The sequence below is a fragment of the Verrucosispora sp. CNZ293 genome (assembly GCF_002754655.1).
On record NZ_PEFR01000001.1, the window covers coordinates 1,210,069 to 1,226,154 of the forward strand.

At 70.1% G+C, this 16,086-nt stretch carries 15 protein-coding genes; 9 read left to right on the plus strand and 6 right to left on the minus strand.

Annotated features, from left to right (window positions below; genetic code table 11):
- Positions 1-2 precede the first annotated feature (2 nt).
- The 5 genes from CLT74_RS05525 to CLT74_RS05545 all read right to left on the minus strand — a co-directional run bounded on the left by CLT74_RS05525 (position 3) and on the right by CLT74_RS05545 (position 6,549).
- Positions 3-2,552, minus strand: coding sequence for an ABC transporter permease (locus CLT74_RS05525; RefSeq protein ID WP_099845572.1), 2,550 nt, complete (start codon positions 2,550-2,552; stop codon positions 3-5).
- On the minus strand, positions 2,552-3,319 hold the full coding sequence (locus CLT74_RS05530) for an ABC transporter ATP-binding protein (RefSeq protein WP_099851375.1): 768 nt from the start codon (positions 3,317-3,319) through the stop codon (positions 2,552-2,554). The genes CLT74_RS05525 and CLT74_RS05530 overlap by 1 nt, the downstream gene beginning before the upstream one ends.
- A gap of 282 nt (positions 3,320-3,601) precedes the next feature.
- Positions 3,602-4,288: a response regulator transcription factor gene (locus CLT74_RS05535; protein WP_099845573.1), complete on the minus strand. Its 687-nt coding sequence runs from the start codon at positions 4,286-4,288 to the stop codon at positions 3,602-3,604.
- A 70-nt stretch (positions 4,289-4,358) separates the two neighbouring features.
- Entirely contained in the window at positions 4,359-5,555 is a 1,197-nt protein-coding gene (locus CLT74_RS05540; protein ID WP_099845574.1) for a sensor histidine kinase, read from the minus strand.
- A 79-nt stretch (positions 5,556-5,634) separates the two neighbouring features.
- Positions 5,635-6,549 (minus strand): PD-(D/E)XK nuclease family protein, encoded by a 915-nt coding sequence (locus CLT74_RS05545; RefSeq protein ID WP_099845575.1) that lies wholly within the window; start codon positions 6,547-6,549, stop codon positions 5,635-5,637.
- Positions 6,550-6,632: 83 nt separating this feature from the next.
- Between CLT74_RS05545 and CLT74_RS05550 the strand changes: the two genes are divergently transcribed.
- The 3 genes from CLT74_RS05550 (at position 6,633) to CLT74_RS05560 (ending at position 9,564) form a co-directional block, all read left to right on the plus strand.
- A complete protein-coding gene (locus CLT74_RS05550) occupies positions 6,633-7,796 on the plus strand; it encodes a M50 family metallopeptidase (protein WP_143697079.1) in 1,164 nt (387 codons plus the stop codon).
- Between the two features lie 47 nt (positions 7,797-7,843).
- On the plus strand, positions 7,844-8,815 hold the full coding sequence (locus tag CLT74_RS05555; protein ID WP_199172323.1) for a tRNA (adenine-N1)-methyltransferase: 972 nt from the start codon (positions 7,844-7,846) through the stop codon (positions 8,813-8,815).
- A gap of 176 nt (positions 8,816-8,991) precedes the next feature.
- Positions 8,992-9,564 (plus strand): hypothetical protein, encoded by a 573-nt coding sequence (locus CLT74_RS05560; RefSeq protein WP_099845578.1) that lies wholly within the window; start codon positions 8,992-8,994, stop codon positions 9,562-9,564.
- 33 nt (positions 9,565-9,597) lie between these two features.
- On the opposite strand, the gene CLT74_RS05565 is transcribed toward CLT74_RS05560, so the two are convergent.
- Positions 9,598-9,891 (minus strand): ferredoxin, encoded by a 294-nt coding sequence (locus CLT74_RS05565; RefSeq protein WP_099851377.1) that lies wholly within the window; start codon positions 9,889-9,891, stop codon positions 9,598-9,600.
- A gap of 178 nt (positions 9,892-10,069) precedes the next feature.
- Between CLT74_RS05565 and arc the strand changes: the two genes are divergently transcribed.
- From arc to prcA, 6 genes are all read left to right on the plus strand, one after another.
- Entirely contained in the window at positions 10,070-11,851 is a 1,782-nt protein-coding gene (arc, locus tag CLT74_RS05570; RefSeq protein WP_099845579.1) for a proteasome ATPase, read from the plus strand.
- 189 nt (positions 11,852-12,040) lie between these two features.
- Positions 12,041-13,558, plus strand: coding sequence for a depupylase/deamidase Dop (gene dop / locus CLT74_RS05575; RefSeq protein WP_099845580.1), 1,518 nt, complete (start codon positions 12,041-12,043; stop codon positions 13,556-13,558).
- A gap of 119 nt (positions 13,559-13,677) precedes the next feature.
- Positions 13,678-13,893 (plus strand): ubiquitin-like protein Pup, encoded by a 216-nt coding sequence (locus CLT74_RS05580; RefSeq protein ID WP_013734319.1) that lies wholly within the window; start codon positions 13,678-13,680, stop codon positions 13,891-13,893.
- Positions 13,894-13,989: 96 nt separating this feature from the next.
- The gene (locus CLT74_RS05585; protein ID WP_486582022.1) at positions 13,990-14,421 is read left to right on the plus strand and encodes an endonuclease VII domain-containing protein; all 432 of its coding nucleotides are present in this window, start codon (positions 13,990-13,992) and stop codon (positions 14,419-14,421) included.
- Complete coding sequence (gene prcB, locus CLT74_RS05590) at positions 14,340-15,179, plus strand: proteasome subunit beta (RefSeq protein ID WP_199172119.1); 840 nt, start codon at positions 14,340-14,342, stop codon at positions 15,177-15,179. Before CLT74_RS05585 ends, prcB begins: the two co-directional genes overlap by 82 nt.
- A 62-nt stretch (positions 15,180-15,241) precedes the next feature.
- Positions 15,242-16,075, plus strand: coding sequence for a proteasome subunit alpha (prcA, locus tag CLT74_RS05595; protein WP_099845583.1), 834 nt, complete (start codon positions 15,242-15,244; stop codon positions 16,073-16,075).
- Positions 16,076-16,086 lie beyond the last annotated feature (11 nt).

A 16,086-nucleotide genomic window follows, 5' to 3' on the forward strand; every position in this document is an offset into this window, starting at 1 on the left:
CCTCAGTCGTGCGCGATGGCGCCCAGCACGTTGATCCGGGCGGCCCGGATCGCCGGCAGCACCGCCGCGACCACGCCGATGATCGCGGCCAGGCCGAGGAAGACACCCATCTGGCCCCACGGCAGGACCAGCCTGGTGATGCCCTCGTCGCGCAGGGCCTCCACCACCGCGGCACCCAGACCGGCACCGACCACGACGCCGAGCAGCGCACCGAACACCGAGATCACCACCGCCTCCACGGTGATCATCCCCATGGTCTGCGACCGGCGCAGACCGATGGCACGCAGCAGACCCAGTTCCCGGGTCCGCTCCAGCACCGACAGGGCGAGGGTGTTGATGATGCCGAGCACCGCGATCACGATGGCCAGCGCCAGCAGGATCTGGATCATCTGGAGCAGCCCGTCGAGTTGACCGGCCTGCTGCTCGATGAACGCGTCCCGGTCGGCCACCGACACCTCCGGGCTGTTCGTCAGCAGCGCCTCCACCCGGGGCAGCACGTCGGCCGCCCGGACCCCCGACTCCAACTGGATGTAGCCCTGGATGGGCTGCGGGATGGAGAAGTCACGCGCCGCCTCGGCCGGCAACGTCACGCCACCGAACAGCGGGGTGCTCTCGTAGATGCCGGTGACCGTGTAGGTGCGTTCCTCGCCGCGGGCCAGTTGCACCGGCACTGTGGAGCCGACCGACAGGCCACGCGACTCCGCCGTGTCGGAGCTGACAAGCATCTGGCCCGGCCCCAGCCGGTCGATGTCGCCGGCCGTGGCGGTGAGACCGAACATCTGCGTGAGCGCGCTCGGCTCACTGCTGGCACCGACCCAGGTGGTCTGGCCGCCGACCATCGCCATGTCGCCATACTCGCCGTCGACCAGACGGACCCCGGGGATCGCCTTCGCCTCGTCCAGCACCGACGGGTCGAAGGACGGCGGACGTGGACCCGACTGCGCCCCGGCGATCACCAACTCGGCGCTGATGCTGTCCTGCGCCAGCCCACTGATGCTGCTCTTGGCCGAGTCCAGGATCACCGTGATCCCGGTGACCAGGGCGATGCCCACCATCAGCGCGGCGGCGGTGATCGCGGTACGGCGCGGGTTGCGACCGGAGTTGAGCCGGCCCAGCCTGCCCGGCACCCAGCCGGAGAAGACCGTGCCCAGCGCGGCCACCACCGGACGACTGATCAGCGGCGTCAGCAGCGCGACCCCGATGAACGAGAACAGCACGCCACCGAGGATGGTGGCCAGCGTGCTGCCGCCGGCGTGCCCGCCCAGGCCGAGGAAGAGCAGGGTGGCACCGACCGCGGTGACCAGCGCACCGCCGACAGTCACCTTGGTCAGCGGCCGGTCCGGCGTCGCCACGTCCTGCATCGCCGCGATCGGTGGGATCCGCGCGGCCCGCAGCGCCGGCAGCAGCGCCGCCAGCACCGTGATCACCAGACCGACACCGAACGCGCCGATCACCGCCGAGGCGGGCACCGCCACCCCGGCCAGGGCCAGCCCACCGGCGAGGTTGCCGAACAGGTACGCCAGCAGCGCGCCGATGCCGATGCCGGCGGCCAGGCCGAACACCGAGGCGATCAAGCCGACGGCCACCGCCTCCAGCACCACCGAGCCGATGATCTGCTTGCCGCTGGCCCCGACCGCCCGGAGCAACGCCAACTCCCGGGTGCGCTGCGCCACGATGATCGAGAACGTGTTGAGGATCAGGAACGTGCCGACCAGCAGGGCCACCGCGGCGAAGCCGAGCAGGATCCGGTTGAAGAAGGACAGCCCCTCCTTCAGGCCGGCGGCGGCGTCGGCGGAGAGCTGCTCGCCGGTCTTGACCACGAAGTCGTCGCCCATCGCCGCGGCCACCGAGTCGCGCAACTGGTCGTCGGAGACTCCGGCGGCGGCGGTGACCACGATGTTGCTGAACGTGTCCGGCTCACCGAGCATCAGCTGCTGCGCCACCGGGGTGGTGAACATGACCTCGTTGGTGCCGCCCAGGGAGTCCCGGTCGCCGCTGTAGCCGAAGATGCCGACGATCGTGAAATCCTTGCGCGGCTCCAGGGTGAGCACACCCACCCGGTCGCCGAGCGCCACCCGGCCGGCGTCCGCCAACCCCTTGTTGATCACGATCTCGTCGTCGGTCTGCGGCTCCCGGCCCTCCCGCAGCCGCACCAGGTCGCTCTCACCTGTCCAGTTCCCGCCCAGCTGCGGCGGCCCGAACGAGGTGACGGCCTTGCCGTTGCTGCCGATCAGCCGGGCCCCGTCGGCGACGACCACACCTGTGGCCTCGGCCACCCCGTCCACCGCGCGCACCCGCTCCAGGGTGGCGGCCGGGAACGGGCTGGCCAGCTGCTCGCCCTCCATCTCGCCGAGTTCCAGCTTCGGCTTGGCGGCCACGTTGACGTCGACATCGGCGTACGCGTCGGCGAACAGCGAATCGAAGGAGCGGCCCAGGGTGTCGGTGAGGACGAAGGCACCGGAGACGAACATGACGCCGAGCACCACGGCCAGGCCGGACAGGATCAGCCGGACCTTGCGGGCCAGCAGACTCTTCAGGGTTGCCCGGAACATCAGCCGGTCACCTCGGCGGGCGTGTCCAGCTTCTTCATCGTGTCCAGCACCGTGTCGGCGGTCGGCTCGATCAACTCCGAGACGATCTGCCCGTCGGCGAGGAACACCACCCGGTCGGCGTACGCGGCGGCCGTCGGATCGTGGGTGACCATGACGATGGTCTGCCCGTGCTGGCGTACCGAGTCGCGCAGGAAGTTCAACACCTCCGCGCCGGAGCGCGAGTCGAGGTTACCTGTCGGCTCGTCGGCGAAGATCACCTCGGGGCGGGCGACCAGGGCGCGAGCGCACGCCACCCGTTGCTGCTGACCGCCGGACAACTGCGCCGGGCGGTGTCCCAACCGGTCCCGCAGACCCACCGTGTCGATCACCACGTCGTACCAGGCCGGGTCCGGCTTGCGCCCGGCGATCGACAGCGGGAGCAGGATGTTCTCCTTGGCGGTCAACGTCGGCAACAGGTTGAACTGCTGGAAGATGAAGCCGACCTTGTCGCGGCGCAGCTTCGTCAGACCCGCGTCACCGAGCCCGGTGACTGTGGTCTCGCCGATCGCCACCGTCCCCCGGGTCACCGAGTCCAACCCGGCCAGGCAGTGCATCAACGTCGACTTGCCGGAACCCGACGGGCCCATGATCGCTGTGAACCGTCCGCGCTCGAACTCCGCGCTGACCCCCCGCAGGGCGATGACCTGAGCCTCGCCGCTGCCGTACACCTTCCACACATCGCTCGCCCGGGCTGCGGCCGATGCCGGCTGGCCTGTCGTAGCGGTCACGTTACGTACCTCTCCGTCGAGTCTGCTCGCACCGCCCCCGCTGGTCCGGTGCGAGTCCATCATCTGTGCTGCCCACCGCCGATCCGTCCGACTCCGGGCGGAGGCGGAGCGGATTTCCGGCTGCGGGTACCACCCAACTGAAGTCAGGGTTGTCCCCGACCCCGGCAACCGGCGGTCATCCGGCAGCGGGTGGTCACGGTCATCCTGGACGTTGCCGCCGCGTGAGGGTCAACCGATTTCCACCGCAGGCCGTCACGGTAGGTGACGGATGCAACGGCCGCGTTACGCCCCAGGTCGGACCAGGCCCGACTCGTACGCCAACACCACCGCCTGCACCCGGTCGCGCAACCCCAGCTTGGTCAACACATGTCCGACGTGCGTCTTGATGGTGGTCTCGCTCACCGACAGCGCCCGGGCGATCTCGGCGTTCGACAACCCGCGGGCGACCTGCACGAGCACCTCCCGCTCCCGTTCGGTCAACGCGCCCAGCGCCTTCGGCGGCGTCGCGGCCGGGTCCGGCAGCACGTCGGCGAACCGGTCCAGCAGGCGACGCAGGATCCGTGGCGCCACCACCGCGTCACCGGCGGCCACCGTGTGGATCGCGGTGACCAGATCCTCAGCCGGCACGTCCTTGGCCAGAAAGCCGCTCGCCCCGGCCCGCAGCGCCCCCACGACGTACTCGTCCAGATCGAAGGTGGTCAGGATGAGCACCCGCACCGGCAGCCGGGCGTCCACGATCGCCCGGGTGGCACTCACTCCGTCCATCCGCGGCATCCGAATGTCCATCAACACCACGTCCGGCAGCAACCGACGGGACAACTCCACCGCCTCCACCCCGTCGCCCGCCTCCGCCACGATGTCCAGATCGGCCTCCGCACCCAGGACCATCCGGAAGCCGGTACGCAGCAACGGCTGGTCGTCGGCGAGCAGAATCCGCACCGGCCGGTCCCGGCCCGTCGCATCGACCATCTGGTCCTCCCTGTCGGCTGTCCCGCTCACCACGCCCACCTCACCGACCGCTCGCGTCCGGAGGCCCGCCTCACCGACGGCTCGCGTCCGGTAGGGGCTCGACCGGAATCCGGGCGTACACCCGGTAACCACCGCCGGTCCGCGCGCCGAGGCGCAGGATCCCACCGTAGAGGCCGACCCGTTCCCGCATCCCGACCAGGCCGTGCCCGATCCGATCGGTGTCCGGTGACGGCCCGCGACCGGTGTCGGTGACCTCGACCTCCACCGCGTCGCCACCGAAACCGACCCGCACCTGCGCGGTCGCCGTACCCGCATGCTTGAGGGCGTTCGTCAGCGCCTCCTGCACGATCCGGTACACGGTCAACGCCACCCCCTCCTCCAACTGCCCCGGCGTACCGGTCAACGTCAACGTCACCGGCAACCCGGCCTCCCGGACCTGATCGGTGAGCGCCTCGATGCCGGCGATGCCCGGTTGCGGCGCCAACTCCACAGCCGGTTCGGCCTCGGTACGCAGCACGTCGAGCAACCGGCGCAGTTCCCGCAGCGTCGCCCGGCTGGTCTCCTCGATGGTGGCCATCGCCTCGTCGGCGCCGTCCGGGTCGCGGCGCAGCACCCGCCGCACCCCGGTCGCCAACACCCCCATCACGCTGACATGGTGGGCCACCACGTCGTGCAACTCCCGGGCGATCCGGCGCCGCTCGTCCGCGACCGCCTGCTCGGCCAGCGCCCGCTGATTCGCCTCGGCGACCCGGGCCCGTTCCCGCAGCGCCTCGGTGGAGGAGCGCCGGGCGTGCACCGTACGGCCAACCGAGAACGAGACGATCCCCACCAGGATGTTGTTCGCGATCAGGAACGCCGTGCTGACCTGAGGGATGCCCTCCGGCGGCACCAGCGTGTTCGCCACGGCCACCGGAAGCCACAACCCCACCGCCGCGACCACCGCGGGACGCACCGGACGGTAGGCGGCCATCGTGTAGGTGAGCACCACGAAGGTGAGGCTCTGGGTGGTCGGCGCCACCGACATGAGGACGGGCAGCAGCAGCGTCGCCAACGCGGCCAGCAGCGCCGGCCACGGCGCCACCCGCCGCAGCACGACAGGTGCCGCGCACAACACGCTCCACCCCAGCGCCGCCGGCAGCGGCCGTGGCCAGAACTCCCGGGGCGTGAGCAGGGTGAACACGGCCTCTCCCAGGATCAGGCCGACAGCCAGCAGTGCGTCACCGGCCAGCCGATTGCGACGCAGCCACTCCCTCAGCGCATTACCCACGCCACGACGCTAGCCGCCCCCGCCGCCGAAAGATCGTCTTGTGTGGTGACTCGACCCTCATCCCCGGGAAGGAGAGCGGCTACTCGTCGGCGCCCGGTGGCGCCGGGGAGGTCCTGGCGTCCCGCAGCGGATCGGGCGTCGCCGCCGGCTCCGGAAACGGCGGCGGCGTGCCGCCGAAGCTGGGACAGCGCGCCTGATGGCTGCACCAGTCGCAGAGCCGGCTCGGCCGGGGCCGGAAATCCCGGGCGGCGGTGGCCTGCTCGATCGCCCGCCACAACGCCACCACCGTCCGCTCGAAACGCAGCAGCTCCTCCGCGTCCGGGGCGTAGTCACACACCTCGGCGTCCTTGAGATAGAGGAGACGCAGCACCCGGGGCACCACGCCACGGGTACGCCACAACACGAGCGCGTAGAACTTCAGTTGAAACAACGCCCGCGCCTCGAACGCCTCCCGCGGTGCGCCGCCGGTCTTGTAGTCCACCACCCGCAGGGCGCCGTCCGGAGCCACGTCGAGGCGGTCGAGGTAGCCGCGGATCAGCAGCTCGTCGTCGACCACGGCGGAGATCAGGCTCTCCCGCTCGGCCGGCTCCAGCCGGCGCGGATCCTCCACCGCGAAGTAGCCGCCCAGCAGGGCCGACGCCGAGCGGAGGAACTCCGCCGCGGCGGCGGGGTCGCCCTCGGCGAACAGCCCGGCCAACTCCGGCTGCTCGGTGACCAGACGGTCCCACTGGCCGGCCACGAGATCACCGGCGGCCTCCGGGGTGCGGGCGGCCGGCGGCAGGTCGAACAACCTCTCCAGCACCGCGTGTACGAGCGTGCCGCGTGCCTGCTCCACGGTGGGCCGCTCGGGCAGCCGGTCGATGCTGCGGAACCGGTAGAGCAGCGGGCAGGTCTTGAAATCCGCCGCCCGCGACGGGGACAGCGAGGCCCGCACCGTCGGCGGCAGCTCGATCGGGGTCGGGGCCTGCTGAGTGATCACCGGATCCGCCGTCATGCCCCGGAAGGTTAGGCCACCGGTATGACAGGCCGGCCGCCGCCATTCCGGTAGGTGATCTCCGGCCGCGTAGCATCAGCCCGATGGAACAGCGCAGGCGACCACGGGCCAGCCAGCGTCCCGGCATGCGGGTGGGCCGGATCCTCGGGGTGCCGCTGTACCTTAACGCCTCGATTCTGCTGCTCGCCCTGCTGATCACGGTCCTGTACGGCGAACTGGCCGGCCAACGGCTGCAACTGTCCCCGCTCGGCGGCTACCTCGTCGGTGCCGGCTTCGTCCTCGCGCTGCTCGGCTCGGTGCTGGCCCATGAACTCGGCCACGCCCTCACCGCCCGACGCTTCGGCATCGGGGTGCGCGGCATCACCCTGGAACTGCTCGGCGGGTACACCGAGATGGACCGCGACGCCCCGTCCCCACGGGTGGACCTGCTGGTGTCGCTGGCCGGGCCGGCCGTCTCGGCGGTGCTCGGCGCGGCTGCCGTCGCCGCGACGCTGGCCCTGCCCGACCGTACCGTGGCCGACCAGCTCGCCTTCCAGCTCGCAGCGAGCAACGTCATCGTCGCGGTGTTCAACATCCTGCCCGGCCTACCGCTTGACGGAGGGCGGGCGTTGCGTGCGGTGGTGTGGGCACTGACCCGGGACCGGCACCGGGCCACCGAGGTGGCCGGATGGGCCGGCCGGGTCCTCGCCGTCGGCACCGCGCTGCTGGTGGCGGCGCTCTACGCGATCGACGTGCTGAGCCTGCTGGCGTTGCCGCTGACGGCACTTGTCGCCCTCACCCTCTGGCACGGCGCCGGACAGTCGATCCGGATGTCCCGGATCAGCCGGCGGCTCCCTCTCATCGACCTGGCCAACCTGGCCCGCCCGGTGCACCCGGTGCCCACCGGCACCCCGCTGGCCGAGGCGCAGCGCCGTGCCGAGCAGGAACACCCGGTCACCGAGCCGCACCAGGCAGCCGCGCTGCTGGTGACCGACACCGCCGGGCGGCCGGTGGCTTTGGTCGACCCGGCCGCCGCCGCGGCGGTACCGGAGGCCCGCCGGCCCTGGCTGGCCGTGGACGCGGTCGCCCGTACCCTCGCCGATCTGCCGGCCATCCCGGTGACCACGGACGGCGAACAGGTGCTGGAAACCGTGCAGGCCCACCCGGGCGCACAGTACGTCGTGACGGCAGGCGAAGATGTCGTCGGCGTTCTGCACATCGCGGATCTGGCTCAACTGCTCGAACCTCACCGGAAGATGAACACGTGACCGTGACCCACTCCGCCCACTCGGCCAGCGACCTCCCCGAGGAGAAGGTGGAGCCGCCCGCCGTGCGGCGGGGGCCGTTCCAGCCCGGTGACCGGGTGCAGTTGACCGACCCGAAGGGGCGGATGCACACGGTGACCCTGGAGCCGGGCAAGGAGTTCCACACCCACCGCGGCATCCTGGCGCACGACACGCTCATCGGCCTGCCCGACGGCAGCGTCGTGACCACCTCCGGTGGCGGCACCGCGTTCCTGGCACTGCGCCCGCTGCTGTCGGACTACGTGCTCTCCATGCCCCGGGGCGCCCAGGTGATCTATCCCAAGGACGCCGCGCAGATCGTCGCCATGGGCGACGTCTTCCCCGGCGCCAAGGTCCTCGAGGCCGGCGCCGGCTCGGGAGCCTTGAGCTGCTCCTTGCTGCGCGCGGTGGGCACCACCGGTGAACTGCACTCCTACGAGCTGCGCGACGACTTCGCCCAGATCGCCCGCCGCAACGTCGAGTCGTTCTTCCAGGGCCCGCACCCGGCCTGGCACCTGCACGTCGGTGACGTCGCCGGGTGCCGCGAGACCGGTTTCGACCGGATCATCCTGGACATGCTCACCCCCTGGGAGAACCTCGACATGGTCGAACGCGCGCTGCTGCCCGGCGGCGTGTTCATCGGCTACGTGGCCACCACCCCCCAACTGTCCGAGCTGGTGGAGGCGCTGCGCGAGCGCGGCGGCTGGACCGAGCCACGAGCCTGGGAGTCACTGGTCCGCGACTGGCACGCCGAAGGGCTCGCGGTCCGCCCCGACCACCGGATGATCGCCCACACCGCTTTCCTCGTCTCCGCGCGTAAGCTCGCCCCCGGAGTCACCGCCCCGCCACGGCGTCGCAAGCCCAGCAAGGGCACCGAGGCGTACGCGCAACGCCGCCAGGCGCTGCGCGAGGCGGAGGCGGCCCGGCAGGCGACAGCGGTGCCGCACGAGGCGTCGGCCGAGCAGACACGACCCGAGGTGACGCAGGAGACGGACAGGCCGTGACGGCGGAGGTGATCCGATGAGTGAGCGTCAGCGAGGGAATCGTCAACTCGGTGCCCTTGTGCCTCATGTCGGCCCGCAGCGCAGCGGAGGGCCGGCATGAGTGAGCGTCAGCGAGCGAATCGTCAACTCGGTGCCCTTGTGCCTCATGTCGGCCCGCAGCGCAGCGGAGGGCCGGCATGAGCCGTCCCGGCTTCGGGGGTGGCGACCTGCCGGCCGTCTTTCCCGACTGGTCGCCGTACACCGATCTCGAATCTGCGGCGCGGGCCTACCTGCGCGACCCCGACGTCGCCCTGGAGGCGCTCGGCGGCGTCCTGCGCGGGGCGTCGGTGCTCGGCTTCACCCTGGAACGCTTCGTCAACGAGGTCAACGGTGTGTGGCAGGAGGTCGTCGTCTGCGACGGCAGTCGCCTGGTGCTCTGGCACGGCGAGGACGTGCCGCCGGGGGAGGGGCCGCCGGGCTCGATGACCTCGTCGCTGCGGGTGGTGCCGGTCTCCTCGGTCACCGAGGTCGGCTGCCGGCGCCGGCTGTTCCGCCACGACAACGGCGAGATCCGGGTCGACAGCATCGACGTCTACCTGCTGTTGACCTCGCTCGACGAATCGCCGCCGAGCGAGGAGAGCGCTGGCGGGCCGCGCCATGACGCGCTGCGTTTCGGCAAGACCCTCGACGACGGCGGCGCCGGGCAGATCGCCCGGTTGGAGGAGTTCGCCCGGCTGGTCGCCTCGGTGGTCGGCCGTCCGTTGCTGTAGTGGGGTCATTCCGGCATCAGCCGGGCTCCCGGATCAGTCGTCGGCCTCCGGGCCGGCGACCTCGACGCCGTCGCTGCCGCGCACGACGTGGATGCACTCGCCGGGGCACTCCTTCGCCGAGTCGATCACCTCGAGGCGCAGGTGCTCCGGCACGTCGACCCGGCCGCCCGGTGCCTGCACCAGCTCACCGTCCGGGCCCTTGACGTACGCCAACCCGTCGACGTCGAACTCGAAGACCTCCGGCGCGTACTGCACGCACAGCCCGTCGCCCGTGCACAGATCCTGGTCGACCCAGACCTGCAGCTGGTCGGTCGCGACCTCGGCCACCGGTGCACCCCCCATGTTCTCCCGTCCCACCCCTCGACGGTACCCGAATGCCCGTACCCGCCCGTCGACCCACCCTTGGCGATCAAGCTTCGGTGACAGGCGCGTTGCGGAGGACCGAATCGGGCTCATAGCGGCTAGTGTTAGGTCAGAACGTTCAAGCCCCCCGGGGAGGTGGGACGTGGCACGCAGCGACGACGCGGACTCGCGCGCCGCACGGTGGGAGAAGGAGGCCCACGATCTCTCCACGCAGGTCGCGTTCCTTCAAGAGGAACTCGCTCTGGTGCGGCGCAAGTTGACCGAGAGCCCCCGACACGTCCGGCAGCTCGAAGAGCGGCTGGCCGCCACCCAGGCGCAGTTGGCGCGGCTGACCGAGAACAACGAACGGCTCGTGAGCACTCTCAAGGAGGCTCGCGCGCAGATCGTGACGCTCAAGGAGGAGATCGACCGGCTCGCTCAACCCCCAAGTGGCTACGGCGTCTTCCTGGCCCGGCACGACGACGGCACTGTCGACGTCTTCACCGGCGGTCGCAAGCTGCGCGTCGCCGTCTCACCCTCGCTCGACGTGGGTGAGCTGCAACGCGGCCAGGAGGTCCTGCTCAACGACGCGCTCAACATCGTCGACGCGTTCGGCTACGAGCGGGTCGGCGAGGTGGTCATGCTCAAGGAGATCCTCGCGGGCCCCGAAGGCGCACCGGGTGACCGGGCGCTCGTGGTGTCGCACTCCGACGAGGAACGCATCGTGCACCTGGCCGAGACCCTGATCGGCAGTGCGATCCGGGCCGGCGACTCGCTCATGATCGAACCTCGCTCGGCGTACGCGTACGAGCGGATTCCCAAGAGCGAGGTCGAGGAACTCGTGCTGGAGGAGGTGCCGGACGTCGACTACAGCGACATCGGCGGCCTGCACTCCCAGATCGAGCAGATCCGCGACGCGGTGGAGCTGCCGTTCCTGCACGCGGACCTGTTCCGGGAGCACCAGCTGCGCCCGCCGAAGGGCATCCTGCTCTACGGCCCGCCGGGCTGCGGTAAGACGCTGATCGCCAAGGCGGTCGCCAACTCCCTCGCCAAAAAGATCGCCGAGCGGCAGGGCAAGGAGCGGCACACCAGCTTCTTCCTCAACATCAAAGGCCCCGAGCTGCTCAACAAGTACGTCGGCGAGACCGAGCGGCACATCCGGCTGATCTTCCAGCGGGCCCGGGAGAAGGCCGGCGAAGGCACTCCGGTCATCGTGTTCTTCGACGAGATGGACTCGGTCTTCCGCACCCGCGGTTCCGGTGTCTCCTCCGACGTGGAGAACACCATCGTGCCGCAGCTGCTCAGCGAGATCGACGGCGTCGAAGGCCTGGAGAACGTCATCGTCATCGGCGCCTCCAACCGGGAAGACATGATCGACCCGGCGATCCTGCGCCCGGGACGACTCGACGTGAAGATCAAGATCGAGCGCCCGGACGCCGAGGCGGCCAAGGACATCTTCTCCAAGTACATCCTCCCCGGCCTGCCGCTGCACGCCGACGACCTGGCCGAACACGGCAGCGACCCGCAGGCCACCGTCGCCGCCATGATCGACGCGGTGGTGCTCCGGATGTACTCGGAGACGGAGGAGAACCGCTTCCTGGAGGTCACCTACGCCAACGGTGACAAGGAAGTCCTGTACTTCAAGGACTTCAACTCCGGCGCGATGATCCAGAACATCGTCGACCGGGGCAAGAAGATGGCCATCAAGGAGTTCCTCACCTCCGGTCGCAAGGGGCTGCGTCTGCAGCACCTGCTCGACGCCTGCGTCGACGAGTTCCGCGAGAACGAGGACCTGCCCAACACCACGAACCCGGACGACTGGGCCCGCATCTCCGGCAAGAAGGGCGAGCGGATCGTCTACATCCGCACGCTCGTCTCCGGCGGCAAGGGCGCCGAGGCCGGACGCTCCATCGAGACCGCCAGCAACACCGGTCAGTACCTCTGACCGGTACGCGCCACCGGGGCCCGCGACGCCACGCGTCGCGGGCCCCGTCGTACCCCGAGACCGCGTCGCACACGGCACGCCACCTCGGCCCCGGGGCGGACCCGCCCCACCGCCACGCCCCCGGTTGGCGAAGTGGCGACTACGCTCGACATGACGGGGACCGGTCGGGCAAACGAAGCGGGTAGGTCGATGAGCGTTAGACGAATCATGGGCACCGAGGTCGAGTACGGCATCTCCGTGCCCGGCCAGGCCGGCGCCAACCCGATGGTCACCTCCTCGCAGGTGGTGAACGCCTACGGCGCCCGACCGGAGCTGAACCGCGGCGGCCGGGCGCGATGGGACTACGAGGAGGAGTCACCGCTGCGGGACGCCCGCGGCTTCACCTACTCCGGCGCGGCCTACGACCCGGCCGAGGCGCTCGCCGACGAGGACCTCGGCCTGGCCAACGTGATCCTGACCAACGGGGCGCGGCTCTACGTCGACCACGCGCACCCGGAGTACTCCACCCCCGAGGTGACGAACCCGCGCGACGTGGTCCGCTGGGACAAGGCGGGAGAGCGGGTGATGGCGGAGGCGGCGCGACGGGCCGCCACGATCCCCGGCACCGCGCCGATCCACCTCTACAAGAACAACACCGACAACAAGGGCGCCAGCTACGGCGCGCACGAGAACTACCTCATGCGCCGGCAGACGCCGTTCGCCGACATCGTGGCGTACCTGACTCCCTTCTTCGTGACCCGGCAGATCGTCTGCGGGGCCGGCCGCGTCGGCATCGGCCAGGACGGCGGCCAGAGCGGCTTCCAGATCTCCCAGCGCGCCGACTTCTTCGAGGTCGAGGTCGGTCTCGAGACCACCCTCAAGCGGCCGATCATCAACACCCGCGACGAACCGCACGCCGACGCGGACAAGTACCGTCGCCTGCACGTCATCATCGGCGACGCGAACCTCTCGGAGATCTCCACATACCTCAAGGTGGGCACCACCGCGCTGATCCTCACGATGATCGAGGAGAAGGCACTCGGCCCGGACCTCGGCATCGCCGACCCCGTCGGCGAACTGCGCGCGGTCAGCCACGACCCGTCGCTGTCACACCTGATGCGACTGCGCGACGGACGCCGGCTGACCGCCATGGACGTGCAGTGGGCCTACCTGGAGCGGGTACGGGCGTTCGTCGACGATCGCTACGGCGCCGACGTCGACGAACAGACCGCCGACGTGCTGGACCGGTGGGAGAACGTGCTCGACCGGCTCGGGCGCGACGTGATGCTCTGCGCCGACGAGCTGGACTGGGTGGCGAAGCTGCGACTGCTGGAGGGCTACCGGGAGCGGGAGAAGCTCGGCTGGGGATCGCACAAGCTCCAGCTGGTCGACCTGCAGTACTCCGACGTACGCCCGGAAAAGGGCCTCTACCACCGGCTGGTCTCCCGTGGGTCGATGAAGACGCTGCTCAGCGACGAGGAGAGTCGCTCGGCGATGACGGAGCCGCCGGAGGACACCCGCGCCTACTTCCGGGGCCGCTGCCTGGCCCAGTACGCCTCCGAAGTGGTCGCCGCCAGCTGGGACTCGGTGATCTTCGACGTTGGCCGTGAGTCGCTGGTGCGGGTGCCGATGATGGAGCCGGAGCGCGGCACCCGGCGGCACGTCGGAGAGTTGTTCGACCGCTGTGCCAGTGCCAAGGATCTGCTGGAGACCCTGACCGGCCGCTGACCCACAGGTTTGCCGTTCGTCAGCTGTCCGTCCCCCGCGCGCCGGTACCGGCGCGCGGGGGACGATTCGTCGCTCGCGCGAGGTAAGTTCATCGCAGGGAGATCGTGGAGGAGGCAACGATGGCCACTCGTGACAGCGGCGGTCAGTCGCAGTCGGGCAAGTCCCGCCAGGGCGAAGAGGTCGAGGACGTCACAGTCGAGGCGAACCCGGAGGTCGCCGAGCGGCACGCCGAGATCACCGAGGACGTCGACGACCTGCTCGACGAGATCGACTCCGTCCTCGAGGAAAACGCCGAAGAATTCGTGAGGGGTTATGTCCAGAAAGGGGGTCAATGAGGCATATGTCCGACTTGCCCGCCGGGTCGGACAAGATGTGCCCACGGTGCCAACGAACGCTAGCCCTCGTGCCCGGACTGCGAGCAGATCAAGCCGTTGGGCGACTTCCCGAGCACCACGCGGAAGGCCAGCGGACGGCACAGTTACTGCAAGCCCTGCCACAACGCACGGGGTAAGGAGACCGCCCAACGGCTGTACGGCGGCACCCGTGAGTACCACCTGCGGCGGCGGTACGGCATCGGGCAGCGGGAGTTCGGCGAACTGCTGGCCGAGCAGGGCGGGGTTTGCGCGGTCTGCGGTGACCCCGATCCGGAACATGTGGACCACGATCATCGCCCCGGGTGGGTGCGCGGGATACTCTGCTTCAACTGCAACGGTGGTCTTGGCCAGTTCCGTGACAGTCCGACGAGGCTGGCCAGGGCCATCACGTACCTGAGAGGAACCACGTGGCAGCGGGTTTTGATCCATCCGGGCGTCTTCCAGATGTGTTCACCAACGCGGGGACGTCCTCCTTCACGGCATTCCTGAGCAAGGCGGCCCCCGAGATGCTGCCGGGCCGACGGGCGCTGCCCCCGGGCATGGCCGCCGATCTGGCCCCGCACGCCACCACGATCGTGGCCATCGCTGCGACCGATGGTGTCGTGATGGCCGGTGACCGGCGGGCCACCATGGGCAATCTGATCGCCCAGCGGGACATCGAGAAGGTGCACCCCGCCGACGCGTACTCGCTTGTGGGCATCGCCGGCACCGCAGGTGTCGGCATCGAGCTGATGCGGCTGTTCCAGGTGGAGCTGGAGCACTACGAGAAGATCGAGGGCGCGATGCTCTCGCTCGACGGTAAGGCGAACCGGCTCGCCTCGATGATTCGCGGCAACCTGGGTGCGGCTATGCAGGGGCTGGCGGTGATTCCGCTCTTCGCCGGCTTCGACCTGGCGGCCAGTGATCCGACGCGGGCCGGCCGGATCTTCAGCTTCGACGTCACCGGCGGCCCGTACGAGGAGACCGGCTACGACGCGATCGGCTCGGGTTCGCTGTTCGCCAAGTCGGCGCTGAAGAAGCGGTACCGGACCGGGCTGACCGTCGACGACGCGGTGCGGTTGGCGGTGGAGGCGCTCTACGACGCAGCTGACGACGACACCGCGACCGGTGGGCCCGACCTGACGCGGCGGATCTACCCGGTGGTGATGACCGCGACGGCCGAGGGTACGCACCGGTTGACCGACGTGGAGACCTCGACGATCGCGGAGAGCGTGGTCGCCGGCCGGATGGAGAATCCGGGTGGCTGAGCCGCCCGCCCGCAGCTGATCCCTGTTTCCCCGAGTACCGCGCCCGAAGGAGAGCCGCCGCCGTGGCCATGCAGTTCTACGCCTCGCCCGAACAGATCATGCGCGACCGTTCCGAGCTGGCCCGCAAGGGCATCGCCCGGGGGCGCAGCGCGGTGGTCCTGAGCTACACCGGTGGGGTGCTCTTCGTTGCCGAGAATCTTTCCAGTGCGCTGCACAAGGTCAGTGAGATCTACGACCGGATCGGGTTCGCCGCCGTCGGCAGGTACAACGAGTTCGAGAACCTCCGCCGGGCCGGGGTGCGGATGGCGGACCTCAACGGTCTGAGCTACGACCGGCGGGACGTCACCGGGCTGGCGTTGGCCAACTCGTACGCGCAGATCCTCGGTGCCATCTTCACCGAGCAGTCGAAGCCGTTCGAGGTGGAGATCTGTGTGGCCGAGGTGGGTGCCACCCCCGATGACGATTCGCTCTACCGGAACACCTACGACGGTTCGGTGACCGACGAGCCGGGCCGGATGGCGATGGGTGGTCAGGCAGAGGCGATCTCCGGGGTACTCAAGGCGAACCACCGGCCGGACATGTCACTCGGCGAGGCGGTGAAGGTGGCGGTGCAGGCGCTGGGCAGCGTTGGTGGCGAGGGTGGTGCCGCCCGCACGATCGCCGCCAACCAGTTGGAGGTCGCGGTCCTGGATCGTAACCGGGTGGGTCGCACCTTCCGGCGGATCACGGGTGCCGCGTTGACCGCGCTGCTGGACGGCGACGCGGCCGGCGAGTCGGCGGCGGAGGGTGGTCGGGCGCAGACCCCGAGCACGCCGAGGAAGGAGGGTCACAAGCCGACCTCCTCGGCCGGCTCGGCGGACCTGGAGGACAAGCCGGGCGACAAGTCCGACACCTGAGTTCGGCCCCG